Source organism: uncultured Merdimmobilis sp., from assembly GCF_902471145.1.
In the GTDB taxonomy this organism is placed as follows: domain Bacteria; phylum Bacillota; class Clostridia; order Oscillospirales; family Ruminococcaceae; genus Merdimmobilis; species Merdimmobilis hominis.
In genome coordinates this window covers 26,372-50,322 of sequence record NZ_CABRJC010000009.1, presented here as the reverse complement: position 1 = coordinate 50,322, position 23,951 = coordinate 26,372, and the positions used below count along the sequence as shown (strand labels likewise).

Sequence of the window (23,951 nt, the reverse complement as noted above, 5' to 3'; positions counted from 1 at the left end):
CTGCACTAATGAAATACAAACCTGTTACGCGGTATGAGAGAGGGTGCCCGGCGCGGCAAAAGCCCTCATTCCCGGGAAAACTGCCTCCATTGTACCACCAAGTCCATCAATTTGCTGCGGACATGGCCCTCTGTGATGGAAAACCGATCCGCAATTTCTGAAACCGAAGCGTTCCCCAGCACCATTTGAAACATTTCTTGTTCCGCCTTGGTAAGGCTCGCCTGAAAACTTGCGGTTTCCTGCTGGTTTTCCCAACGCCCCATACCTCCGTCGTCGCTTCCGGCCAGGAGGTCGTATAGGGATACCTCCTCATCCTCTGCCTTACGGATCCTATCGGCGCTGAATCGCTCATTGGCGGCGGCCGGCGTATACCTTTTGTTGGCCGACAGCAGCCAATCCCGGACAAACTCCCTGGCGTGTTCTTCAAAAGTACACAGAGCCGGTTCATAGCGGAAAACCGCTTCAATCAGCCCTAATTTAGCCTCTTCCCGGCGATCTTTGATAGGGATGGACTTGGCACAATTTTGGACAATCTCTTCACAGAGAGGGGCATACCGTTCCAGAATCCGCTCCATAGCCGGGGAACACCGCGCCTCTTCCCGAGAGGATTTTTTCTGGTCTTTGTAGATGGAGGCAAGCAGTTTTTCATCGGGGATCTGCCGCAGTTTCCCGTGCCAGATCTTCCCCACTGGCACATGGCCCACCTCAAAATACGCTGGAAGTTCCACGCCGCACCGGTGCAGTTTCCGCGAGAGGGGCAGAAGCTTGACAAAAGTTTTTCCCATGCGGATCCCCCCGTCTTCCAGGGTGGATTCCCGCAGGAGAAGCTCCTGATTCTGCGGGAAATAGGACAGCTGGAAGTAGGGAGGCAGCAGTTCCTGGAGTGGTTTGTTGATTTTTAGACAACCGTTTTTGGTGATTTGCACCATGGGCAACCTGTGCCTAGATTGACTTCCGATCCATTCCTGTTGTGCCTCCTCGCCTTTGGGTGTCTCTGTCCATATTGTCTTCATCATCGGCCGCTCCTTCTCCATGTAACTGGTGCGAATTTTCTAAATTTCGACAAAATACTACCGATTTATCCGTTCTTCTGCTTTATAACTTATTATAGCGTAAATTTTTCGGAACGCAAGATAGCCCCGTTGCTTTTTTAGCTTTTTTTTGATAAGATATGTGTAAAAAGAGGGGGGATTCTATTGTCTACAGTCAAACTTGAAATTCATGTGAACGGCCAAGGCGCCACCATCCATATTGATGGGGAGGCGAACGATGTTCTATCTTTTTATGACAAATTGTACAGCAGTGGTCTCTTAACCCCGTCTTCTTTTGGCAGCTGCGAGACCATTGAGGCGATCAATTCTCCCGTGCTTTCATCAGGAGAAGCCTCCCTTATCAAAGAGGAAGGAAAAGAACCTCTATCCGCCCAAAAAGAAAATGGCACAGATTCTGATACGGAAGTCCCTCTTTCGGCGCTGCCGCAGGACAGCTCCACGGAGGGGGAATCCTCCCCCCTATCCGATGAGACGGCCTGGACTCTGGCTTCGATCATAGAAAAAGATCCGCCTTTTTCCCCTGCGGAATGGCTGATTGTCCATCTGCTGTTCGCGACACAGGATGGGGAAAAACCGGTCAGCCGGATCTCCCTCACCAATATTTACCGGGAGTATGGCCAGTTTACCTCCAAATGGCAGAAGGGGCTTTCCTCTTATCTTTTCTCCTTTCAGAGGCGGGGGTGGATCTCCCTGGAAAACACCTTCATCACCCTTCTTCCCAAAGGGTCTTTCGCTGCCCGCCAGCTGCTGGACTCCCTATCTACCCCCTCTTCGGAGCCGTCTAGAAGTATCCCCTCTTTCCCTGCATTTGCAAAAGGGTATAACTTGTCGGCCAATGTCAATTATGCGCTTGCGATCCTGTATTATCTGGAGAAGGTTTTGGGGGAAAGCAATCGCTCTGCTGCACGGCTGTGCGAAATTTGGGAAGCGTCTGGGCGTCCGGCTCCCCCAAAATATTCCGTTGTCTTCCAGCATATGCGGGACAAACGGGCCCCCTACGCTGGGATAGACAGCGATAGTAACTATTTTCTTCTCCCCCGGGGGGTATCCCATATAATCGAGCTTCGCAACGCTGCCCAATAAGGCTACAAAACAAACAGCCGGACGAAAAAATCGTCCGGCTTTCTCTTTGCCCTTACGCCGCGATTTGTTTACAAATCCTTGCTTTTTCAGGTGGGGATTTGTGATACAATGATCGCAGAGCGATCATTGGGGAAGAAATCCCTTTCGGGCGGAACGCCCTCCCGCCGCATAGCGGCATCGGGATTTTTCCGGCTTGCAGAGACTTTTGGGCACCGTGATCGCAGAGCGATCATTGGGGAAGAAATCCTCTCTCCATTGTTACAAGCACCGCTTGTAACATGCGCAAAATTGCTTTTTGCCGTACAGCGGCAATGCAATTTTGAGGGGCTGCCCTCCTGCCGCTCTACAGGGCTCGTTCCCAAGGGCCGGGGCAATCCTATACCGGCCTCCGGCTTTACCGCTCATTTTCGTAACATATAATAACGGAAACTCTGTGTTCCGGTGACAATCCACTGCAATCGCCAAGAAGAATCGATTTCCCATCGTTCGATCCTTCTTTGGAAGGAAGGTTACAATTTCTATGCTCTACAATACCCAAAACTTTTCCCCTTACCAGCGGGATCCTTACAATACCTCCAAGGAATTTACCTATATCCACGGCTATGGGTTTACCCCGCCGCCGCCGCGGGTCAGTGAACAGCATTTGATCCGCTCCTACGCCAATGCCATTGGCCTGGCGACGCTGCTTATGCTGTTTCTCAGCTCGATTCTGCCTCAAATATTGTTTAACATGCTTTCCATGTTCTTGCCCTCGGTGCGGATTCTGCGGTTCCAATATGTGGCCCCGCCTGCCATCTTCGAGCTGATCGATGGCTTGACCTATTCCCTGTCTATGTTGATCCCCTTTTTCATCTACATCGCATTTGTCAAGATCCCATTGCACAGCGCTGCTCCCATGCGCCGCCCCAACCTATCCATTGCCCTGCCCGGCATCGCTGTGGCCATGGGGGTCTCGGTGGTGGGGATTGTGGCTTCCAACCTTATTTCCATCCTCTTTTCCACCTTTGGGATCATCCCTGTCGCCCCTCAATCCAGTCCGGATACCACCGATGGGTTGGCCATGCTCCTATACGCCATCAATGGGATGATCCTCCCCGCCTTCATCGAGGAAATCGTCTTCCGGGGGGCGATTTTGCAGTCTCTCCGCCGCTTCGGCGACGGGTTTGCCCTCCTGACCTCCTCCATTTTATTTGCGGTGATCCACGGCAACTTTGTCCAGGCTCCCTATGCCTTTTTGATGGGGCTGGTCATCGGTTATTTTGTCCTGCGCACCGGCTCCCTGTGGACAGGTATCTTCATCCACCTGTTTAACAACGGAATTTCCATCCTATTCACCTTCTTGGACCCCTATCTCAGTGACCGGATGTACATCCTCATAATGTTCACCCTCTACGCCGCATACATTCTGGCGGCGGTGGTGGCCTCCCTCTATCTGGTGCGGCAGGACAGCGAGATGTTTCAGGTGCGGGAGGAAAAGTGCCCGCAGCTTAACCAGCACAAATACCTGTTTTTCTTTGGTTCCGCGGGGATGATTGCCTGTTTGTTGTTTATCGGGTTTTTATCCTCCCAGTATTTTGAGGTGCTGTGATGGAACGAGAAGAACGGTTTATGCGCCTCGCCCTCCAGGAGGCGGAACAGGCCATGGCTTTGGAGGAAGTGCCGGTGGGTGCTGTCATTGTCCGCGGGGATGAGGTGGTCTCTATGGGCCACAACCTGCGGGAGACCGGCAAAAATGCCCTTGCCCATGCGGAGATCATCGCCATCAACCGGGCATGCCAAGCTCTGGGGGGCTGGCGGCTGCATCAATGCGAGCTTTATGTCACTTTGGAGCCCTGCCCGATGTGTTCTGGGGCGATCATCAACTCTCGGATTCAGCGGGTAGTTTATGGCGCAGCAGACGACAAAGCCGGATGCATGGGCTCGGTCGCGGACTTCTGTGCATACCCCTTCAACCACAAACCCCAAGTGGTCCGCGGGGTGTTGGAAGAGGAATGCCAGGCCTTGCTTCAGCAGTTTTTCCAATACCTACGGGAAAAAAGAAAAGCTTCCCAGCGGTAGGCTGTTCACAATTTGTTCACCATTTAGCCAGGTAAAAAGGATATAATGATTGCGGAAACGAATTTGTTTCCGGTCAATCCCCCTCCTTTATTTTATTTCCAGTTTTCCTTATTTTGAGACGGGCCCGGTTGCTCGTCTATTTTTTTGCCCTTTTTCCCCTAGGAAATCATTGCGGCAAAAACATCAGGCTTTCCATGCAGGTGCTGAATTCTGGGGGGATTTGCTATCCTGCCACTTTTGCTGGCATTCTTCCCACATTTGTTTTTGTCAGATTTTATGGACTTCCATTCTCCGGGAAATGGCGGTTTCCCTGCAAAAATGTCCTCTTTCCACCGGATTCTGGGAATTTTTTCACAGCTTTGCACGGGTTGTCCGCAAAAAATTTCGGTCATGTTGTGGAAAACTCCGTTGAAACTGTTTAAAAGATCATATTCTACTCCAATTTTACAAAGGGTATACGCCTTTACACCGCCAATTGTGGAAAAATACTGGAGCATTTGTAATCAAACAAATTTAATATACGATTTGTAAAATCAGTTGCACTTTCTCACCCGAAACACCGCATCAAATACCCATTTTTTTCTGCTGTGAAAACCCTTGTTCTCCTCCAAGTTTTCCCCAGCATGCGGGAAAACTTGGCTGAAAATTCGGTGGAAAATGTGGAAAACCTTGTTTTGCCCCTCCCCTTTCTCCAACAAAAACCCCTTGGCTCCCTTTTATTTAGAGAGAGCCAAGGGGCCGCTGTGACAGTAAAATCGGCAGGTTTCAAGATCTCCTAAGGCGTGTTTATCCGATATAAATCTTTTTTGAAATACTATTTGCAAATTTTTTGATAATTAGAACTGATTGTATATTACAATCTCCTCCAGTGGTTTGCGCTGGGTGTGCTGGGCACTGGGCTTGCATCCCTTGGCAGGATACCCTACCGGGAAAACCGCTACCGGCTCCAAATTCTCCGGCACATGGTAGGCCTCCCGCAAGGCTGATGGGTCAAAGTAACCCACCCAGGTGCTCCCCAGACCCAGAGCCACCGCTTGAAGCATGATATGGGTCCCGACGATGGCGGCATCCACCTCGGCGGCGTCCTTGCCATCGTATTTCCTCTTCCAGGATGTGGCGTGATCCGCCAATACCACCAAGGCCAGCGGCGCGTCAAAATGATACCGGGTACAGTCTTTCAGCTTGGAAAGAGCCTCCTGCTCCTGAAGAACCAAGATACGGTAAGGTTGAAAATTTACTGCCGTGGGGGCCGCTTGGGCCGCTTGGAGCAGCAGATCTACCTTCTCCTGCTCCACAGGCTGAGGCGCGAAGCTGCGCACCGAATATCTTGTTTTGGCAAGCTCTAAAAAGTCCATAAAACATCCTCCTTGCAGCGTTGTACTCTTCTCTGCTGGGGAGGTGGAGCGGTTCCTCTTTACAGACCAGCTGTGCTGTTCCCGCGCTTCTCCCCTTTGCTACCAGAATACCAAAGGAGAACTGGCGGCGCAAGTAGGCCAAGAAAAGTTTCTCTCCTGCACAGGTGGCTGAGAATGGCAAAAAACGGACGGATCTATGGATCCGTCCGTTTTTCTCTTTTGATTACAGCTCCACCACCACCGGGGTTTTGGAGGGCAGGGAGGCCGGCAGGTCGATGATCCGCTGGTTGCGGCTCCCCCGGAAATGAAGGGTCAAATCCCGCTGTTCGTGGACATACCGCCCATCGATCAGGTATCGGCAAAGGCCCAGCAGCTCCCACAGCTCGGGTTCCGTTTCGCAGCGCTTCATCAGCTCCTCAAAGGTGTACCCACTGAAGATCACATTGTACTTGCCATCCTCCACCACGGCCCGGGCGATGGGGACCAGCTCTTTGGCCTGGAGGGTGGGCTCCCCGCCGGAGAAGGTGATCCCGGAGAGGAGTGGGTTCTTCCGGTATTCCTCCAGAATCTTCCCCTCCTCAATCAGGTACCCACCTGTAGGGTCATGGCTCTCCGGGTTGTGGCAGTGAGGGCAGTGGTGGGGGCACCCTTGGGTAAACACCACAAACCGCAGGCCTGGGCCATCCACAATGGATTCCCGGACAATTCCAGCGATCCGCAGCATTAAATGCGCTCCATGGGGGAGGTGACCGAATGCTTCACCCGATCCCGCTCTTCCGCCCGTTTGGCGTTGTTGAACCGATCCAAGGTGCCCACCAGGTAACCGGTGATCCGGCGGATCCGCTCAAAGCCGACGCCTTCACCAATCATGATTTCTTCTTCATTGTATTGTGTGGTTTGCATAACAGGTTCCTCCTTCAAAATGGATGAATATAGATACTATTTGTTGAATAAACAATAATTATTACACTTTGTTGGGGATTCGGTCGGCCTCCTCATGGGGGTCTCCATGGTAACCGATGGTGTCGGCATTGTAGTTTTTATAGGCGCCAATCCGTTTCAGGTGGGCCACACTTACCCCTTCCCCTTCCCGGCGGCCACAGCGGGGGCAAACATCGTCGATGATGCCAGTGTAACCGCAGACCGGGTCCCGGTCCACCGGATGGTTCACCGAGCCGTACCCCACTCCGGCTTCCTTCATACAACGGACAACCGCTTCGAAGGCTTCCAGGTTTTTGCTGGGGTCGCCGTCCAGTTCCACATAGGTGATGTGCCCGCCGTTGGTCAGGGCATGGTAAGGGGCTTCCAAGCGGATTTTATCAAAGGCGTTGATCTCATAGTACACCGGAATGTGGAAGGAGTTGGTGTAGTATTCCCGGTCGGTAACCCCGGGGATGATGCCATACCGCTTTTTGTCGATCCGCACGAACCGGCCGGAGAGGCCCTCGGCAGGGGTGGCGATCAACGAATAGTTGAAGCCGGTTTTCTGGGATTCCTCATCCATCCGTTTGCGCATGTAGCCGATGATCTCCAAGCCCAGCTTCTGGGACTCCGCCGACTCTCCGTGGTGGTAGCCGGTCAGCGCCTTGAGGCACTCAGCCAAGCCGATGAAGCCCATGGTCAAGGTGCCGTGTTTGAGCACTTCGCCCACCTCGTCGTCGGGGGAGAGTTTATCGGAGTCCAGCCAGACCCCCTGCCCCATGAGGAAGGGGTAGTTGCGCACCTTTTTAGAGGCTTGCAGGCGGAAACGGGCCATCAGCTGGTCGATGACCAGGTCGATCTCATGGTCCAGCATCTCAAAGAACAAATCCACATCGTGGTTGGCTTTGATGGCCAGACGAGGCAGGTTCACCGAGGTAAAGCTCAGGTTGCCCCGGCCAAAGGTGGTCTCCCGGCTGGGGTCGTGGACGTTAGCCATAACCCGGGTGCGGCAGCCCATATAGGCGACTTCGGTATTGGGGTCGCCGGGCTTGTAGTACTGGAGGTTGAAGGGTGCATCCAGGAAAGAGAAGTTGGGGAACAGCCGCTTGGCAGACACCCGGCAGGCCAGCTTAAACAGGTCATAGTTGGGTTCGCCTTCGTTGTAATTGATCCCCTCTTTCACCTTGAAGATGTGGATGGGGAAAATGGCGGTCTCGCCGTTGCCAAGGCCAGCCTCGGTGGCCAACAGGATGTTCTTAATGACCATCCGCCCCTCGGGGGAGGTGTCGGTCCCGTAGTTGATGGAGCTGAAGGGCACCTGGGCGCCAGCGCGGGAGTGCATGGTATTCAGGTTGTGGACCAGCGCCTCCATGGCTTGGAAGGTGGAGCGGTCGGTCTCCTGTGCCGCACTCTTGTGGGCGAACTGCTGGCAGTGTTCCGCCAAAGCTGGGTCCATCATCTCGCCCAAGCGTTTGGCTTCCTCTTCCCGATAGCCATTGTCATCAGCCAGGATGGGGTACAAGCCGGTTTCCTCCTGGATGGCGTTCATCATCCCTTTGATGGTCTCCTCGGCGTTTTCCATGCCGCACAGCAATTCACAGGCTTTTGCCAGGTTTTTACGGTACAGCTTACGGAAGGTCTTTACCACCCCGTGGGCCATCCCATAGTCGAAGTTAGGGATGCTCTGGCCGCCATGCTGGTCGTTCTGGTTGGACTGGATGGCAATGCACCCCAGGGCGGCATAGCTTTGGATGTCATTGGGCTCCCGCAGGAAACCGTGGCCGGTGGAAAAACCGCCGCGGAACAGCTTTTCAATGTCAATCTGGCAACAGGTGGTGGTCAAAGTGTAGAAGTCCATGTCGTGGATGTGGATATCCCCATCTATGTGGGCTTTGGAATACGCAGGGTCGAGGATGTACATCTCACAGAACTGCTTGGCGCCCTCGGACCCATACTTCAGCATGGTTCCCATGGGGGTGTCCCCGTCGATGTTGGCATTCTCCCGTTTGACGTCGTTGTCCTCCGCGTCCTGGAAGGTCAGATCTTCATAGATCTTCATCAACTTCGTGTTCATCTCCCGCACCCGGGTGCGCTGGGCGCGGTACAGGATGTACTCCTTGGCGGTGCGGCTGTGGCCATTTTCGATCAGGGTGTGTTCTACGGCGTCTTGAACCTGTTCCACGGTGGGCTCTACCTCACCGTACTGCTGTTCCAGGTAGAGGACAACCTGATGGGCCAAGTCCTGGGCCATCTCGTAGTTGTCGCCCCCCAGCACTTTCGCCGCCTTGAAGATGGCATCTGCAATCTTCTTTTTGTCGAAGGGAACGGTTCTCCCATCGCGCTTCACAATCTGCCTGATCATATCTCTTCCTCCGATTTCCTATTTGTATAAAAGGCCATATATCATTGATATTGTATAGTCGACAAAATATGAGCACAATATCTTGTATGCCCCTGTGACACAAATACTATGATATAGCATCTGGCGGGTAAAGTCAATCGTCAATGGTACTAGTTCAAGGGCCATTATTTTTCCGTTTTTTTATCGGATAGAAAGAGACGGCGCCTAACTGTTTAAAATATACAAAATAACTCCATTTTCGACCTGCAAAAGAGGCGCCTTAGGCTGTCTCCAGCTTTTTCGGCGCCTTTTTCTCAGCAGATTACAGAAGGTGGATGCCGTTTTCATCACAGCGGCGGATCATATTCTCCGGCCAGACAGCCGCCTGAACCTCGCCGATGTGCGCTTTTTCCAAGAGATACATGCACAGGCGGGATTGGCCGATGCCTCCGCCCATGGTCAGGGGCAGTTCCCCCGCTAAAAGCTGTTTGTGGAAGGGAAGTTCCCGGCGGGATTCACATCCTGCCAGCCGCAGCTGTTCCTCCATAGCCTTTTCGTCCACCCGGATGCCCATGCTGGACAACTCGAAGGCGTGGCCCAGGATGGGGTACCACACCAGCAGGTCGCCGTTGAGTTTCCAGTCGTCGTAGTCCGGGGCACGGCCGTCGTGGGGCTTGCCGCCTTTGAGCTTGCCACCGATCTGCATCAGGAACACGGTACCGCATTCCTTACAGATGGCGTCCTCCCGCTGTTTGGGGGTGAAGCCGGGGTACCGGTCCTCCAGCTCCTGGGAGGTGATAAAGGTGACGTCCTCTGCCACCTTGGGGGTGTAGGCCGGGTAGGCGGCGATCAGTTTCTCCTCGGTGAGGCGCAGGGCGGCCACAATCTTGCGGACCGTCTCCTTCAGGAACTCCACGTTGCGCTCCTCCCGGTTGATGACCCGCTCCCAATCCCACTGGTCCACATAGATGGAGTGGATGTTGTCCAGCTCCTCATCCCGGCGGATGGCGTTCATATCGCAGTACAGGCCGCTGTCCAGGGGGAAGTGGTAGCGCTTCAAGGCTTGGCGTTTCCATTTAGCCAGGGAGTGGACGATCTGCACATCCTCCCCCATGTCTTTGACATCAAACTGAACCGGGCGCTCCACCCCGTTCAGGTCGTCGTTGAGGCCGCTGCCCGGCAGTACAAACAAGGGGGCCGACACACGGGTCAAATTGAGCTGATTGGCAAGCTCCCTCTCAAAAGTATCCTTCAGCAGTTTGATGGCGATTTCGGTTTCCATAATGTCCAGCTTGGGCTGGTACCCTTCTGGAAGTTGCAATCTCTCCAGTGACATCGGCAATACCCTCCTTACAGTGTTGGTTTGTGTTTGTAAAAACAATGCTCTAATAGTATCACGATTCTTGCAGATACGCAACCCCCTACAGGACATTTTTTCCTCTTTTTCGGTGTATTTCATCATTTGCCACAGATTTTTTGCAAGATTTTTTTCTATTCCTGCAAAAACTTATCGGAGATTTCCTGTTTTCCCCCTGGGGAAACAGGCCTTTCATCCCAAAACTTCCTTGACCGAAAGGCTAACAGTTGTTACAATGGGTGCAAAGAGTTCCCACCTATAAAATTGGATGAAAAAGGAGGCATTGCCATGCTGGATTCCTGCCGCTGGATCGCGCTGGGGTACAACGTCCCCATCGAACCTTCCCGAAACCGGGTATATGTTTGGCGCAAGCTCAAAGAGTTTGGCGCGGAGTATTTCCGTCCTGGCGTGGCCATCCTCCCCAACACCAAGGACAGCCGTTCCCAATTCCAGGCACTGGCGGCCAAAATCCGGGAGATGGGAGGCGATTCCACCTTGGTGGAGCTGCGCTTTGTGGAGCAGAAGGACGAATCCGCCATGATCGACCGGTTCCGCCGGCAGTCGGAGGCGGAATATCAGGAGCTGCTGGAGGACTGCCGCAACGTCTTGGCCGCCCTGAAAAAGCAGGTTACCCTCTCCTCCATGGAACGGTATGCAGATGAGGTCAAAAAGATGATGCGCCAATACCGCAAGGTCAAGTCCCGGGACTATTTCGCCGCCGAGCTTTCCAAGGACATCGAGTATGGTTTTTCCCAAATCATCGAGGCGTTCCGGGGCACTGCCACCGATTTCTCCACCCAGCTGCGCCGCGCCCTGGAAAAGAAATAATCCTGAAAGGAGTCTTCCCCCTATGAAACTGACCGCTCTCATCGAAAACGAATCCCCACGGGAGGATCTTTTTGCCGAACACGGCCTCTCCCTCCTCATCGAAGCGGATGGGCGGCGCTACCTCATGGATACTGGCGCCAGCGACGCTTTCCTCCCCAACGCCCGGACCCTGGGGTTTGACCTTCGGGGGCTGGATGGGGTAATCCTTTCCCACAACCACAACGACCACACCGGCGGCATCCGCCAGATGGCGGAACACGACCCCCAAGTGCGGTTTTTCTTCAAGAACGCCGCCCACAACCGCCCTTATCAGGTGAGCGAAGAGCCTCGCATCTATCCTGGGGAGCAGGTGGGCCTCCGGGAGCGGTACATCGGTGAGCCGGAGGGCTTTTTTTCCCGCATGGGGGACCGGATCACCTGGGTGGAGGAATCCTTCCAGCTCTCCAACCGGCTGTACCTCTGCTCCGCTGCCGGAATTGACCCCCATTTTTCCTGTAAAGACAGCACCCTCTGCACTTTGGCGGATGGGGTGATGGTCCCCGACGACTTTTCCCACGAGATGTTCCTGGTGGAGGCGGGGGACAAAGGCCTCGCCATCGTCAGCAGCTGCAGCCACAACGGCATTGTGAACATCGCCCGGTCGGCCATGGCCCAGTTCCCCGGAAAGCCCATCCGGTACATTGTGGGGGGGTTCCACCTGGGAGGGTCCTCCCGGCTGGTCTGTCCGCCGGAATTTGTGGAAGAAACCGCCAGCCAGCTGCTGGCCCTGGGCTGTGAGGCCATCTACACCTGCCACTGCACCGGCCGCCTCGCCTACAGCACCTTAAAAGAGCGGATGGGGGAGGTTCTCCACTACCTGCAAACCGGCGATACCCTGGCGCTGGAATAAAAACGGAGGAGTTCTATGCGAAAACAGCTTCTATCCTTGGCTTTCTTTGTCTGCCTGCTCTTTTCCTCCTGCGCCGCCCGCGCACCCTTGGGAGACACCCAGCCCTCTGAAGTATCATCTTCTTGCTCTGAGCAGTCATCACAGCATTCCGAAACTGCCTCGCTTGCAGAAGCTGAAGCCGTCTTGATGGAATTCTATAAGCCAATGCTTATATGTTTTCCAAGCCAGATCAATACCGAAAATCCTCTTACCCCAGATGATGCCTATGGGTGTTTCCAAAGCTATGCACTTGCAGAGCGTATGAAAGGAAATAAATTTTATGATCGTTGGGAGAGCTGGCTCGTAGAAGGAGAGCAGCTGCTTGGTTATGATCAATACTATTTTGCCAATATTGTAGAGGACTTTGCCAAGGCCTATCTTTCCATCTCTGCTGAAGATATGCGTGAAATCTCATTTTACAACGCCAACCTAAATGCATATGAGGTTTCCATGTGGGGTGGTTCAAAAGATACTTCTACCTTAAAAATTACTGACCGCATCTGTAAAGATGATCGTTATACCTTTAACGGTATCTACGATTCCGGCTATGGACAAACAGGGGAGTTCACTATCACCCTGAAAAAAACAGAGACCGGATTTTGTCTGGAAGCCTTTGAAAGCAGTTTTTTTGAATGAAGAAAGAACGGGACTTTTGCCCCGTTCTTTCTTCATTCTTCTGTACAGATAGAAGCTGACTTATACTGTGTGGCATTGATTGCCCCCCCAGATCTCCAGGAGGATTTCCCCATGGGATTTGCCCTCATACCGCAGAAGCTGCTCTATCTCCTGCCTTGTATAGCCATGGCTTTCCACGTAGCGCAGCCAGTTTTCCCAGCCCAGGATAGAAGGAACCTCCCCTGGCGGGATGCGCCTCCAGTCCTCCATGTTGTCAAATAGGCTGTAGAGAAGATACCCTTCCCCCGCTTCCCGGTCAATGAGGGAATCCACCCAGGCTTGGTCTTGGGGAGGCAGTCCGTCGTACCATTCATCAAACCCAATGCCATCTTGAAAGCCGCAGAACAGTTCCAGCAGCTCTTCATCGGAAAAGGAGAGGACCTGTTCCGGAGGATGGTAGCCCCGGTTGCTCAAGCTGTGGAAATCTTCCTTGGTGATCCTCCACCTGCGGATGGTCTCGATCTCCGCCTGGGTGTACCGGTAGGATTCCGGGGGCGAGAAATCCCGGCTCTGGTCCACGATATTCAGTAGGCCCATGGGGATGGGGACAAATTCCCCCTCCCTCCCAGAGTAGGAGGACAGGTGTGCCTCTTGAATAACCGTGCCGTCAGCGCTGAAAAGGAGCTTACCCGAGGGCTGAAGGCGGTTCCAATCCTCCCAGTCCCCCACCGTCCAGCCGGTGGTGTTCAGTCCTCTCTCTGCCCATATTGCCTGTTCTTCCGGCGAAAGGGGCTTCTCCCGCCGTGCTTTCCACTGCTCCCCATAGGTCCCCGACCAGTGGTGGACTTCCCCCATCTCCGGGTCATACCAGCATTCCTCCACCAGCACGTCCCGGTATCGCTCATAATAAGGATCGGGGAACGGCTCTCCCACCCGGATGCTGTAATCCTCCCGCCGGTACCGGGGAAACAGCTCCTGAACCCGAGCCATATCCACCTGGTATTGATCCCCCTCCCAGTGGTAAAAGAGGGAGGCATCCGCCACCGTCAGCTCCCCCAACGGCGAGAGAGCAAGGGGGGCTTCCCCCTGTCCCCCCAACACAACAAACAGAAAAGCAAAGGCCCAGGCAATCCATTTCATTTCTTCCCCTCCATCCTTCCAAAGACGCAGAGCCACACCGCCGGCGGCTGCGCTGAGGTGTAGGAGACCCGGTGTTTCCGGTGGGCGGGGAGAAACAGGGTATCCCCAGGCAGAAGGCGGTCCTCCTTTCCATCAGGGTAGGCTACACGCCCCTCCCCCCTTAGGAGCACCAGCCATTCGTCTTCCTCTTGATCGTACCAGAAGCTGGGCGGGGACACCTGCCCGGTGGACACGATCCGCTCCACCCGAAGGGATTCCCCTTGGGCCAATATTTCCTCCTGTTCCTCCGAAAGAGGGCCGGCCGGACATTGATATACATTCATAGGGATGCCTCCTCTTTGGTCCGCCTGGCAGGCCCCCGCAGTCCGGCGGATTTTCTTCGCCGTGTAGCGGGAATGGCCATGCTACAGGTCCAGCAGCAGGCAGATAGGGCAATGGTCGCTGCCGCTGACCTCCGGGTAGATAAAGCTGTCCTCTAAGCGGGATTCCAATTCCCGGGAAGCCAGGAAATAGTCAATCCGCCACCCGGTGTTATTGGCCCGGGAATTGTATTTATAGGACCACCAGGTGTAAGCCCCGGTCATCTCCGGGTAGAAATAGCGGAAGCTGTCCACAAAGCCGGATGCCAGAAGTTCTTCCATCTTGGCCCGCTCCTGGTCAGAGAACCCGGCATTTCCCCGGTTGGATTTTGGGTTTTTCAGGTCGATCTCCCACCGGGCCACATTCATATCCCCACATACCACTACCGGCTTTTTCTCTTTGAGCCCTGCAAGATACCCCCGAAAGGCGTCCTCCCAGGCCATGCGGTAATCAATCCGCACCAAATCCCGCTGGGAATTGGGGGTGTAGACATTGACCAGGTAAAATTTTTCAAATTCCAGAGTGATCACCCGGCCTTCGCTGTCGTGCTCCGGGATACCTATGCCGTATGCCGCCGATACCACCGGCAGCCTAGTAAACACCGCCGTGCCGGAATAGCCCTTCTTTTCGGCGCTGTTCCAGTACTGGGTATAGCCGGGCAGTTCCAGATCCGCCTGACCCTCCTGCATCTTAGTCTCCTGCAAGCAGAAGGCATCGGCGTCCGCCCTGTCAAAAAATTCAAGAAAGCCCTTGCCCAGACAGGCGCGCAGGCCATTCACGTTCCAAGAAACCAACTTCATCCCAAATACCTCCATATCCCCTGCTGGCGCTCATTTCTCCCTCTATTATGGGGGATAGGAACAGCCCTGTCAACCGAGCCTTCCCCAAAACAACAAAAAACAGGCAGGGCTTTATGCCCTGCCTGCAGTTGTTTGTTGAGATTACTTCGCGGAGCCGTAGCCCTTGATCAGTTCCACATAGAACTCCACGTTGTCGGCCAGGATGTCGGTGTCAATCCGCTCGTTGACCTGGTGGGCGCCGCCCCATTTGCTGTTGTAGCGCAGGCCGGTGAAACGGTACACGCTGTGGGTGGGGCAGATATCGCAGTAGTATCTGGCGTCGGTGCCGCCCAGCAGCATAGAGGGCATCATGGTGATGCCGGGGTATTTCTTCTCCACGATGGACTGGATCAGGCGGTAGCCAACCGTATCGGTGGAGGAGACGGTGGGCATGTTGTGGCCTTTGAGCAGCTTGACCTCGACCCCTTCGGGGACGATGCTCTCATAGAATGCCTGTAGGCTCTCGATGGTGTCGCCAGCCAGCAGACGGTTGTTGATCACCAGCCAGGAGCGCTCTGGCAGGATGTTGGCTTGGTCACTGCCCTTCGCCATGGTGACAGCAGTGGTGGTGCGGGTCATGGCGTTGAGGGAACGGTCCTTGGCCACGATGGGCTTCAAGGTTTCCCAGTTGGCCTCAGGGTCTTTGAATAGTTCAGCCAGCTCGCCGGTCAGGAAGGGAGCTCTTGCCTTCATCTGCTCAATAGCAGGGGCCTCCAGACGCTGGGGAAGAACGTTCTCCTCCAGGATGCAGGCAGTCTTGCCGATGATGCCCAAAGAGCTGTGCTCGCCGGGCTGAGAAGAATGGCCGCCGGGGTCTTTCATCGAGAACTCAAAGTCGGCGTAGCCTTTCTCAGAGGGGAAAATCTGGGCAACCAGCTTGTCGCCCTCCTGCATAATGCCACCGCACTCGTCGATCTCAAGGCCCAGCTGGATGCCGCGGCTCTTGAGCAGTTCGGACAGGATGGCGCCGGCAGCACCAGGGCCGCCCATGATCTCTTCGTTGTAGCCGAATCCCAGGTAAATGTCATAATCCGGCACAAAACCGTCGGCGATCAGCGCTTCCAGAGCATCCATATACGCCTGGATGTTGCACTTGGAGTCGGTAGAACCACGGCCCCACAGGCAACCTTCTGCGATAACCCCTTCATAGGGAGGGTATTTCCACATGGAGTGGTCGCCCTCGGGGACGACGTCCTGATGGGCGGTCAGCATCAAAGGCAGCTTATCAGATTTGCCGGTGCCTTTCCAGTGATACAGCAGACCCACTTTGCCGAAGACCTCTTTGGTCATGGTTTTATGTACCAGAGGGTAGGTCTCCTCCAGGTATTTATGGAACGCTAAAAACGCCTCAGTGTCGATCTTTTCCGGGTCAACACTGGAAACGGTGGGATACTTGATCATGCCTTGCAAGTGTTTGACGTACAGATCGTTATCCAATTTCATGATAGCTCTCTCCTTTATTGGTGAAAATAAATATAAATGGCGGCTGCGCCTAAAAAACACAACCGCCCTTTGTACCGTATTTGCGCAATATACCGGTCAGCGGAATAGAAAAGAAAAATAGCTAAATCGTTGTATTGAATTGAAAAAAATACTATTGTTTCTGACCATGTTTTTATTCTATCACACTTTGCAGGGCAGTGCAACCTTTTTGCCTGCACCCCAATAATTCTTGTGACAGAACGAAAAAAGGCAGAATGGATTTTGGCCATTCTGCCTTTTTGTTAGCTGGGGAGTTCGGTTTTGCGCTGTTTGAGAGGGGTGCGGCTCCCATCCGGCCGGACCACTACCGTGGCGTCCAGCTGGGCCTTTAGATTGCTGCGAAACGCGGCAATATACTCCTCCCGCAGGGCTTTCTGTTCCGCCTTTTCCTCGGGGGTCAATTCCCGTTCCCGGCTCTGGCGGGCCAGTTCGTTGATACGCTGGATCTTTTTGTCTTCCATGGAATATCTCCTTTTTCCTCGGGCCGAGCCCTTTGGTATCCAGTATACCAGAAATTCCCCTAAAAATACAGCCTGGATGCCCGATCTTCTCCGTCCCGCTCTGTGGAGGAATACCGCCGGCCCATCAGACGGTCGTAGGAGAGGATGACCAGCTTGTCCCGCATCTCCTGGGCGGTGGCCGCGTCCCCTTTGGTCACCTCCAACCGGGCGGAAAGCACCGGCAGGCTTTCCCGGCAGTCGGTCAGGAAATTCATGTAAGCGGTCTGGGGAAGGTCTAGGTACCGGGTGAAGACGGTCATCAGGTAGAAGGCGGAGATCCGCTCCCCGTCGGCGTCGCATTTTTGGCTGGGGAGGGTGTCAGCAAAATTGGTGTACATGGCGAACTCGGTGGTGAGATTGTCCAGGTTGCTGTAGACGTCTTCCCCTTCCTTGGTAGCTAGGCGTTTGCATCCGTCCAGAAGGGGCTGATGGTCTCCAAAAAAGAGAAGGGCAGTGGGTTTTTCCCGCTGATCAATATAATCCAGCAGCTCCCCTAAGGCCTTGTCGGTGTCGGCGATGCCGTTGGCGTAGGCATTGATATTCTCCAGCTCCTCGTCGGACAGCTGGTCACTGGTGACGATCTTCCGGTCGCTGTCGGAAAGCATCACATAAGGGGAATGGTTCTGCACCGAAGTGGTGTAGATAAATTCCGGTGTGGTGGTGTTCTCCTCCAGCAGCTCCCGCACCTGGCGGAACAGGTTGTAATCGCTCATGTGGATGTCCCGGGGATAAGGTTCGGGAGTGATGGTCAAATCCCCCTCAAACATCAGCCGGTCAAAACCCATAGCAGTAAAGGCTTTCTCCCGGTTGTAAAAATAGCTTTTATATGGGTGGACAAAATTGGTGTGGTACCCCAAACTGGAGAAATAATCCTGGAAAGTCCACAGGTTTTTGCCATCCCCTACGTAGTTGTAAGGGGCCTTGGTGTTGTTCTGGGCCCTATTGCTGGTGCCGCTGAGCACTTCAAACTCGGTCGCCGAGGTACCGCCGCCGTAAGCGGGAACCACAATGCTGCCGCCGGTGCCCTTCTGCTGCATCCGTTTCAGGTTTTTGTAGATATCCTCATTAAGGGTGAGACCGGGCACCCGGTTCAGGTCAAAATAGGATTCGCTCATCACCACGATGACGTCGGGCAGTTCCCGGCTGGCAGGTACCGACCCGGTGGGCTCATAGCCGTCCAGAATGGCCTTCACCGTGTTGTAATTGTAATCCAGGTCGCTTTGGGGCGGGGTGGTATCGTAATACAGGGACCCGATCAGGCAGTCCACCACCCCAAGGGGGGAGGAATTCTCCTGGTGGGTAGCCGCTTCGCCGTAACCGCTGATCTGGGGCTGAAAGACGGCGTACGCCAACTGGGGCACCAGAAAAGGGAGGCAGAAAACAGTAGCCATGGCAGCACAGACTGCCCGGCGGGTGCCTTCGCCGATGGGCAGGTGGACTTTTTCCTTCCACAGGAGGGCCACATAGCCGGTCAGCGCGGCAAATGTCAGCCAGAACACCGGCTGAATGGCCATCCCCGCCCCTTGTCCGCCCCGGGGGCTCCACAGGTCGGCGATGTTAAAGACCATCTTCAGATCGTCCATGGAGATGCGGACCCCCAAGCTGTTTTTCTTAAAGCAGTCCGCCAGGGAAACCACGTAGAACACTCCCCCCACCGCCGAAGCAGTGATCCAGGGCTTGGGGAAGAGGGTGGTCACAAGGGCGTAAAGAATGGTCAGCAATCCAGTGGACAATGCGAACTGAACCAGGACACGGGGGCTGAAGCTCCAGTCCACCTGGCCACTGGAAAAAATGACGTTACAATACAGAGCAATATTTAACAAGAGTGGAAAACCAAAAAATAAGAGGGCATTTTTTTCGTGGACATTTTGTTTCTGCGGCAGTGAAAGTTTCATTGGAGCGCCTCCTTTCTCCCGGCGCCATGGATAGGCAGATGGGATTTTCTCTATTACCAGTAAACCACAGATTTGTGAACATTCAAATGTGGTTTTTCTTTCTGTTTTCTTACAAAAGGTGGGCAATTGACCGGCGGTTTATTCCATCGTATAATAAGGAAACAGCCTTTCCGGGATTTTTTGACCATCCGGCCTGTAAAACCATAGCCTTCCCTCGGGGAAGCGCATAACGCAGAACCGCTGTTGGCCAGCACATGCTTCTGCACAGCCAGGCCCTTTCACAAAATAGGAACGAACCCCAGCACCCCCTGAAGAGTCGCCTAGAACTTAAGGGTCGGGGAACCCGCTTGAGGATTTCTGCGGGAAATAGCACCGGTTCCCCTTGAATTGTATGCTCCAAACCACCGGTTGTCAAATGGGTTTCACCCCAACTCCACGGGAAAACCGGTGGATTCGGCTGGTTTTTCCCCTTGGGGGAATCCTGCTCTCCCGGGGGCTGTTTTTTCCACCCGCAGCGGCTCTCTTGTTATTTTAGGCATTTTATTCCAATGGCTTTTCCCCGGTGCAGCTGTGGGGGCAATTCCCCGGTTCCAGCCGCGCCGGAATTTTCCACAAAAGGAGGGGATTCGGTGGAAACCATCGGTCTTTATGTCCATGTGCCCTACTGCGTGTCTAAGTGCCCATACTGCGACTTTTACTCCTTGCCGGCGGGGGAAGAGGGGATGGACCGGTATGCCCAGGCGGTGATCCGCGCCCTGAAGGACAACCCCTTCGGCCCCCGGAACGCCGACACCCTCTACTTTGGCGGCGGTACCCCCATTTTATTGGGGGCCCGGCGGCTGGGGGCCATCCTGGAGGCGGCCTCATCCCAATACGGCCTCAGCTCCGGGAGCGAGATCACCCTGGAAGCCAACCCCTACTCCACCCTGCAGGGCACCCTGCGGGAGCTGAAGGCAGCGGGGTTCAACCGGGTTTCCTTCGGCCTCCAATCGGCCATCCCCTCCCAGCTGAAAATCCTGGGCCGCCGCCACACGGCGGAAGATGCCAGGACCGCGGTGGAGGACGCCTTCCGCGCCGGGTTCCAAAATGTCTCCCTGGATTTGATGCTGGGTATTCCACAGCAGACGGCGGAAGATGTGGAAACTTCCATCCAGTTCTGCGCCGATACCGGGGTACAGCACATCTCGGCCTACCTTTTGAAGATCGAGCCGGGCACCCCCTTCGCCGCCCGCTACCGGGAGGAAGACTTTGACCCCGATCTTCAGGCGGACATCTACCTGCGGGCGGTGGACCGGTTGGAGTCCCTGGGCTACCGGCAGTATGAGATCTCCAACTTCGCCCGCCCCGGGTTCGAAAGCCGCCACAACCTGAAGTATTGGCTCCTAGAGCCTTATTTGGGCGTCGGGCCTTCGGCCCATTCCTGCCTGGACGGCCGGCGGTTCTATTTCCCCCGGGATGTGGAATCCTTTTCGGCTGCTCCATCCCCCTTTTCCCTGGCGGTAGACGACGGGCCCGGCGGCTCCTTGGAGGAGTACCTGATGCTCCGGCTGCGGCTCACCCAAGGGGTTTCCCTCCGGGAGGCACAAATCCGCTACCCCCAGTTTGACCCCGCCGGGTTTATCCGCCGGGCAAGGCCGCTGGAGGCCGGGGGCTTCCTGTGGGCCACCGAAGAGGGCTTTGCCTTGACCCCCCAAGGGTTTCTCGTCTCCAACGAAGTCATCGCCCGGCTGATTCTATCCGAATCCACCAACTGCAATTAAAAAGGAGGCGTTTTCTATGGTTTCCATCACACCCTGGATGGAGGAGTTCACTGCAGCTGTCCGCGCCGCATTTGGCGAGCGGGTCTACTGTATCGGATTGCAGGGGAGCTACGGCCGGGGCGAGGCTGGCCCGGACAGCGACATCGACGTGGTGGTCATCCTGGACCAGCTCACCCCCCGGGACATCAAGGTCTACCAGGCCCTTTTAGCTGCCCTCCCCCACCGGGCAGAGGTCTGCGGGTTTCTCTCCGGCAAAGGGGAGCTGCTGGGCTGGGAACCCTCCGACCTCTTCCAGTTCTACCACGACACCACCCCGGTCTGGGGGAGCCTAGATGAACTTCTCCCCCGCATCGGCCCCGAAGATGTGGACCGGGCTGTGTGCATCGGCGCCTGCAACATCTACCACATGTGCGTCCACAACATGCTCCATGAACAGGATCCTTCCATCCTGAAGGGGCTGTACAAATCAGCGGCCTTTGTCCTCCAGGCCAAGCACTTTGGGGTGACCGGCCAATACCTGCGCCGGCAGGGGGACCTTCTCCCCCTCCTTTCGCCGGAGGACCGGGGCATCCTGGAAATCTCCCTCGCCCTCAAAAAGAGGGCTTTGGCCGAAGGGGAGCTGGAACCGCTGTCGGAGAGGCTGTTCCTTTGGGCAGGGGATTTGATCCGAAAAGGGGCATGATCTATCCATGAAAAAACCGGGCTGGGGATGAAATCCCAGCCCGGTTTTTGCCATGAAAGGCGTTATTCTTCTATAAAGGTAAACCGCTGGATGGCTTTGCCGTCCCGCTCCACCAGTTCGTTCCACATGGAGGCGGGGCGAACCCATATGCCGCCCTCCCCGTACAGAGCTTGGTAGACTACATAGGGTTCCAGGGTCTCACTGTGGGTAGCGGTGTACAGCACCCGGTATTCCTTGCCTTTAAAGTGCCGGTACCGGCCGGGGCGGATGGTCTCTTCCAACGGGGGTTCCTCCTTTTCCTATCCGGTTATTTCAGCGGCCCAAAATTGTCAAGGGGCCAAAGGGTAAAGTGGGCCTGGCCGTAGACCTTCTCTGCCGGGATATAGGGGTCTTCCCAGAACCGGGCATCCAACGAGCCGCTCCGGTTGTCCCCCAGGAAGAAATAGCTCCCCTCAGGCACTTCAAAGTGGCCGCTGACCCCTGAGTGATAGACCACATACTCTTCGTTGAGCAGCTCGCCGTCGATGTAGACCTGGCCGTCGTCGTCGATGTCCACCGTCTCCCCCGGCAGGCCGATGCAGCGCTTAATCAGCATCTTGTCCAGCTCGTCAGAGTAAAAGGCGATGATGTCCCCCCGCTCCACCCGTTTTTCTGGGTTGTGGATGCGGGTTGCCACCAGCCAGCTTTTTTCGTCGATGGTGGGGATCATCGAGCCGGTGGGCACCCGGATGAGGAACGCCACATTTTTGACAAAGAACAGGACAACGATGATCTCCAGCACCACCGGGATGACCCATTCCTTCATAATTTTTCGGAACTTTTGCTGATTGTCCATACTGCGCCTCCAAGGCCGTCAAAATTCTCCCCTATACGGGCACCGGGGGAAGGGCTTTGGCCAATCCCCCGGGATGAACGAGGGCAAACCGGGGCTTAGTCCAGCTTGAGGACCGCCATAAACGCCTCCTGGGGCACTTCCACCGAGCCCAGCTGGCGCATCCGTTTTTTGCCTTCCTTTTGTTTTTCCAACAGTTTCTTTTTCCGGGTGATGTCGCCGCCATAGCATTTGGCAAGGACATCCTTGCGCATGGCCTTGACCGTCTCCCGGGCGATGACCTTGCCGCCGATGGACGCCTGGATGGGCACCTCAAACAGCTGGCGTGGGATGTGTTCCTTGAGCTTTTCCGCCATTTTGCGGGCCCGGCTGTAAGCTTTGTCCGCGTGGACGATGAAGGAGAGGGCGTCCACCACCTCCCCGTTGAGGAGGATGTCCAGCTTGACCAGCTTGGAGGGCTGGTAGCCCGCCAATTCGTAGTCGAAGGAGGCGTAACCCTTGGTCCGGGATTTGAGTGCGTCGAAGAAATCGTAGACAATCTCATTGAGGGGCAGCTCATAGTGGAGCTCTACCCGGTCGGTGTCCAGGTATTTGGTGTCGAAGTAGACGCCCCGCCGCTCCTGGCACAATTCCATAATGTTGCCGATATACTGGCTGGGGGTAAAGATGCTGGCCTTGACCATCGGCTCCTCCGCCGAGGCGATGAGGGCTGGGTCGGGGTAGTTGGTGGGGTTGTCGATCTCCACCGTCTCCCCGTTGGTCAGATGGATCTTATACACCACGCTTGGGGCGGTGGTGATCAAGTCCAAGTTGTATTCCCGCTCCAGCCGTTCCTGGATGATCTCCATGTGAAGCAAGCCCAAAAAGCCGCAGCGGAAACCAAAGCCCAGGGCAACCGAAGTCTCCGGTTCATAGCTGAGGGAGGCATCGTTGAGCTGCAATTTTTCCAGGGCGTCCTTTAAATCGGGGTATTTGGCGCCATCCACCGGGTAGATGCCGGAAAACACCATGGGGTTGACCTTGCGGTAACCCGGCAGGGCCTCTAGGGCAGGGTTGTCCGCATCGGTGACAGTGTCGCCCACGGCGGTATCCTGCACCGTTTTGATGCTGGCGGCGATATAGCCTACCTGGCCGGCGTAAACCTCCTTGGCGGGGCGCAGGCTGGTTGGGGTCAGGTACCCGGTCTCCACCACGGTGAACTCTGCGCCGGTGGACATCATGCGGATGCGCATGCCGGGGCGGATGACCCCATCCATCACCCGGACATAGACGATGACCCCTTTGTAACTGTCATAATACGAGTCGAAGATGAGGGCTTTGAGGGGGGCGTCCTCCTCCCCTTTGGGGGCGGGGATGTCGGCGACCACCCGCTCCAGCACCTCTTCGATGTTGATGCCATTTTTAGCGGAGATCCGGGGCGCATCCAAGGCGGGGATGCCGATGACATCCTCAATTTCCTGGGCCACCCGCTCCGGGTCGGCAGAGGGCAGGTCGATTTTGTTGATGACCGGGACGATCTCCAAATCATGCTCCACGGCCAGGTAGGTGTTGGCCAGCGTCTGGGCCTCAATTCCCTGGGAGGCGTCCACCACCAGGACCGCCCCCTCGCAGGCGGCCAGCGACCGGGAGACCTCATAGTTGAAGTCCACATGGCCGGGGGTGTCGATCAGGTTCAGGTCATACTCCTTGCCATCCTTAGCGGTGTAGAGCATCTTGACCGCACGGGCCTTGATGGTGATGCCCCGCTCCCGCTCGATGTCCATATTGTCCAGGAGCTGTTCCTCCATGTCCCGCTGGGCCACGGTGGAGGTGCACTCCAAAAGCCGGTCGGCCAAAGTGCTTTTGCCGTGGTCGATGTGGGCAATGATACAAAAGTTACGGATATTTTCACGTCTGTTGGACATTGTTGTTACTCCACTTTCT

At 55.3% G+C, this 23,951-nt stretch carries 23 protein-coding genes; 8 read left to right on the top strand and 15 right to left on the bottom strand.

Annotated elements, in window-relative coordinates; translation table 11 throughout:
* Window positions 1–65 precede the first annotated feature (65 nt).
* A complete protein-coding gene (locus RDQ42_RS06050; RefSeq protein ID WP_231357993.1) occupies window positions 66–929 on the bottom strand; it encodes a hypothetical protein in 864 nt (287 codons plus the stop codon).
* Window positions 930–1,196: 267 nt separating this feature from the next.
* On the opposite strand from RDQ42_RS06050, the gene RDQ42_RS06045 reads away from it, so the two are divergent.
* The 3 genes from RDQ42_RS06045 to tadA all read left to right on the top strand — a co-directional run bounded on the left by RDQ42_RS06045 (window position 1,197) and on the right by tadA (window position 4,193).
* Window positions 1,197–2,135 carry a hypothetical protein gene (locus tag RDQ42_RS06045; protein WP_054331375.1) on the top strand — a complete coding sequence of 313 codons (939 nt, stop codon included), beginning with the start codon at window positions 1,197–1,199 and terminating at the stop codon, window positions 2,133–2,135.
* A 520-nt stretch (window positions 2,136–2,655) separates the two neighbouring features.
* Window positions 2,656–3,723 carry a CPBP family intramembrane glutamic endopeptidase gene (locus tag RDQ42_RS06040; RefSeq protein ID WP_054331374.1) on the top strand — a complete coding sequence of 356 codons (1,068 nt, stop codon included), beginning with the start codon at window positions 2,656–2,658 and terminating at the stop codon, window positions 3,721–3,723.
* A complete protein-coding gene (gene tadA, locus RDQ42_RS06035; protein WP_231357991.1) occupies window positions 3,723–4,193 on the top strand; it encodes a tRNA adenosine(34) deaminase TadA in 471 nt (156 codons plus the stop codon). Before RDQ42_RS06040 ends, tadA begins: the two co-directional genes overlap by 1 nt.
* Window positions 4,194–5,029: 836 nt before the next feature.
* Here the strand turns inward: tadA and RDQ42_RS06030 are convergent.
* The 5 genes from RDQ42_RS06030 to asnA all read right to left on the bottom strand — a co-directional run bounded on the left by RDQ42_RS06030 (window position 5,030) and on the right by asnA (window position 10,140).
* Complete coding sequence (locus RDQ42_RS06030) at window positions 5,030–5,548, bottom strand: nitroreductase family protein (RefSeq protein ID WP_054331371.1); 519 nt, start codon at window positions 5,546–5,548, stop codon at window positions 5,030–5,032.
* Between the two features lie 223 nt (window positions 5,549–5,771).
* On the bottom strand, window positions 5,772–6,272 hold the full coding sequence (gene nrdG, locus RDQ42_RS06025; RefSeq protein WP_054331370.1) for an anaerobic ribonucleoside-triphosphate reductase activating protein: 501 nt from the start codon (window positions 6,270–6,272) through the stop codon (window positions 5,772–5,774).
* Window positions 6,272–6,451 (bottom strand): anaerobic ribonucleoside-triphosphate reductase, encoded by a 180-nt coding sequence (nrdD, locus tag RDQ42_RS06020; protein WP_054331369.1) that lies wholly within the window; start codon window positions 6,449–6,451, stop codon window positions 6,272–6,274. The genes nrdG and nrdD overlap by 1 nt, the downstream gene beginning before the upstream one ends.
* A gap of 61 nt (window positions 6,452–6,512) precedes the next feature.
* The gene (locus RDQ42_RS06015) at window positions 6,513–8,831 is read right to left on the bottom strand and encodes an anaerobic ribonucleoside triphosphate reductase (RefSeq protein WP_195254421.1); all 2,319 of its coding nucleotides are present in this window, start codon (window positions 8,829–8,831) and stop codon (window positions 6,513–6,515) included.
* Window positions 8,832–9,132: 301 nt separating this feature from the next.
* Window positions 9,133–10,140, bottom strand: a complete 1,008-nt coding sequence (gene asnA / locus RDQ42_RS06010; protein WP_082398585.1) for an aspartate--ammonia ligase — start codon at window positions 10,138–10,140, stop codon at window positions 9,133–9,135.
* A gap of 315 nt (window positions 10,141–10,455) precedes the next feature.
* On the opposite strand from asnA, the gene RDQ42_RS06005 reads away from it, so the two are divergent.
* From RDQ42_RS06005 to RDQ42_RS05995, 3 genes are read left to right on the top strand one after another with little or no spacing between them, the layout of a single operon-like run.
* Entirely contained in the window at window positions 10,456–10,995 is a 540-nt protein-coding gene (locus RDQ42_RS06005; protein ID WP_231357990.1) for a Chromate resistance protein ChrB, read from the top strand.
* Window positions 10,996–11,017: 22 nt separating this feature from the next.
* Entirely contained in the window at window positions 11,018–11,884 is an 867-nt protein-coding gene (locus tag RDQ42_RS06000; RefSeq protein ID WP_071427617.1) for an MBL fold metallo-hydrolase, read from the top strand.
* A 15-nt stretch (window positions 11,885–11,899) separates the two neighbouring features.
* On the top strand, window positions 11,900–12,559 hold the full coding sequence (locus RDQ42_RS05995; RefSeq protein ID WP_308588442.1) for a hypothetical protein: 660 nt from the start codon (window positions 11,900–11,902) through the stop codon (window positions 12,557–12,559).
* A gap of 60 nt (window positions 12,560–12,619) precedes the next feature.
* Here RDQ42_RS05995 and RDQ42_RS05990 read toward each other — a convergent pair whose 3' ends face one another.
* From RDQ42_RS05990 to RDQ42_RS05965, 6 genes are all read right to left on the bottom strand, one after another.
* A complete protein-coding gene (locus RDQ42_RS05990; RefSeq protein ID WP_071427613.1) occupies window positions 12,620–13,678 on the bottom strand; it encodes a hypothetical protein in 1,059 nt (352 codons plus the stop codon).
* Window positions 13,675–14,001: a cupin domain-containing protein gene (locus RDQ42_RS05985; RefSeq protein WP_054331362.1), complete on the bottom strand. Its 327-nt coding sequence runs from the start codon at window positions 13,999–14,001 to the stop codon at window positions 13,675–13,677. The genes RDQ42_RS05990 and RDQ42_RS05985 overlap by 4 nt, the downstream gene beginning before the upstream one ends.
* A gap of 81 nt (window positions 14,002–14,082) precedes the next feature.
* The gene (locus tag RDQ42_RS05980) at window positions 14,083–14,838 is read right to left on the bottom strand and encodes an exodeoxyribonuclease III (protein WP_071427611.1); all 756 of its coding nucleotides are present in this window, start codon (window positions 14,836–14,838) and stop codon (window positions 14,083–14,085) included.
* 141 nt (window positions 14,839–14,979) lie between these two features.
* Window positions 14,980–16,320, bottom strand: coding sequence for a M20/M25/M40 family metallo-hydrolase (locus tag RDQ42_RS05975; protein WP_071427609.1), 1,341 nt, complete (start codon window positions 16,318–16,320; stop codon window positions 14,980–14,982).
* A 281-nt stretch (window positions 16,321–16,601) separates the two neighbouring features.
* Window positions 16,602–16,820 carry a DUF896 domain-containing protein gene (locus RDQ42_RS05970; RefSeq protein ID WP_054331358.1) on the bottom strand — a complete coding sequence of 73 codons (219 nt, stop codon included), beginning with the start codon at window positions 16,818–16,820 and terminating at the stop codon, window positions 16,602–16,604.
* A gap of 59 nt (window positions 16,821–16,879) precedes the next feature.
* On the bottom strand, window positions 16,880–18,754 hold the full coding sequence (locus RDQ42_RS05965) for an LTA synthase family protein (RefSeq protein WP_054331357.1): 1,875 nt from the start codon (window positions 18,752–18,754) through the stop codon (window positions 16,880–16,882).
* Between the two features lie 629 nt (window positions 18,755–19,383).
* Between RDQ42_RS05965 and hemW the strand changes: the two genes are divergently transcribed.
* Together hemW and RDQ42_RS05955 are read left to right on the top strand one after the other, a co-directional pair.
* Window positions 19,384–20,514 carry a radical SAM family heme chaperone HemW gene (gene hemW / locus RDQ42_RS05960; RefSeq protein ID WP_308588440.1) on the top strand — a complete coding sequence of 377 codons (1,131 nt, stop codon included), beginning with the start codon at window positions 19,384–19,386 and terminating at the stop codon, window positions 20,512–20,514.
* A gap of 16 nt (window positions 20,515–20,530) precedes the next feature.
* On the top strand, window positions 20,531–21,196 hold the full coding sequence (locus RDQ42_RS05955; RefSeq protein ID WP_231357986.1) for a nucleotidyltransferase domain-containing protein: 666 nt from the start codon (window positions 20,531–20,533) through the stop codon (window positions 21,194–21,196).
* Window positions 21,197–21,258: 62 nt separating this feature from the next.
* On the opposite strand, the gene RDQ42_RS05950 is transcribed toward RDQ42_RS05955, so the two are convergent.
* From RDQ42_RS05950 to lepA, 3 genes are all read right to left on the bottom strand, one after another.
* On the bottom strand, window positions 21,259–21,477 hold the full coding sequence (locus RDQ42_RS05950) for a DUF1653 domain-containing protein (RefSeq protein WP_071427607.1): 219 nt from the start codon (window positions 21,475–21,477) through the stop codon (window positions 21,259–21,261).
* Between the two features lie 26 nt (window positions 21,478–21,503).
* Window positions 21,504–22,031 (bottom strand): signal peptidase I, encoded by a 528-nt coding sequence (lepB, locus tag RDQ42_RS05945; RefSeq protein WP_054331354.1) that lies wholly within the window; start codon window positions 22,029–22,031, stop codon window positions 21,504–21,506.
* Window positions 22,032–22,126: 95 nt separating this feature from the next.
* Window positions 22,127–23,932 (bottom strand): translation elongation factor 4, encoded by a 1,806-nt coding sequence (gene lepA / locus RDQ42_RS05940; protein ID WP_071427605.1) that lies wholly within the window; start codon window positions 23,930–23,932, stop codon window positions 22,127–22,129.
* Between the last annotated feature and the right edge of the window lie 19 nt (window positions 23,933–23,951).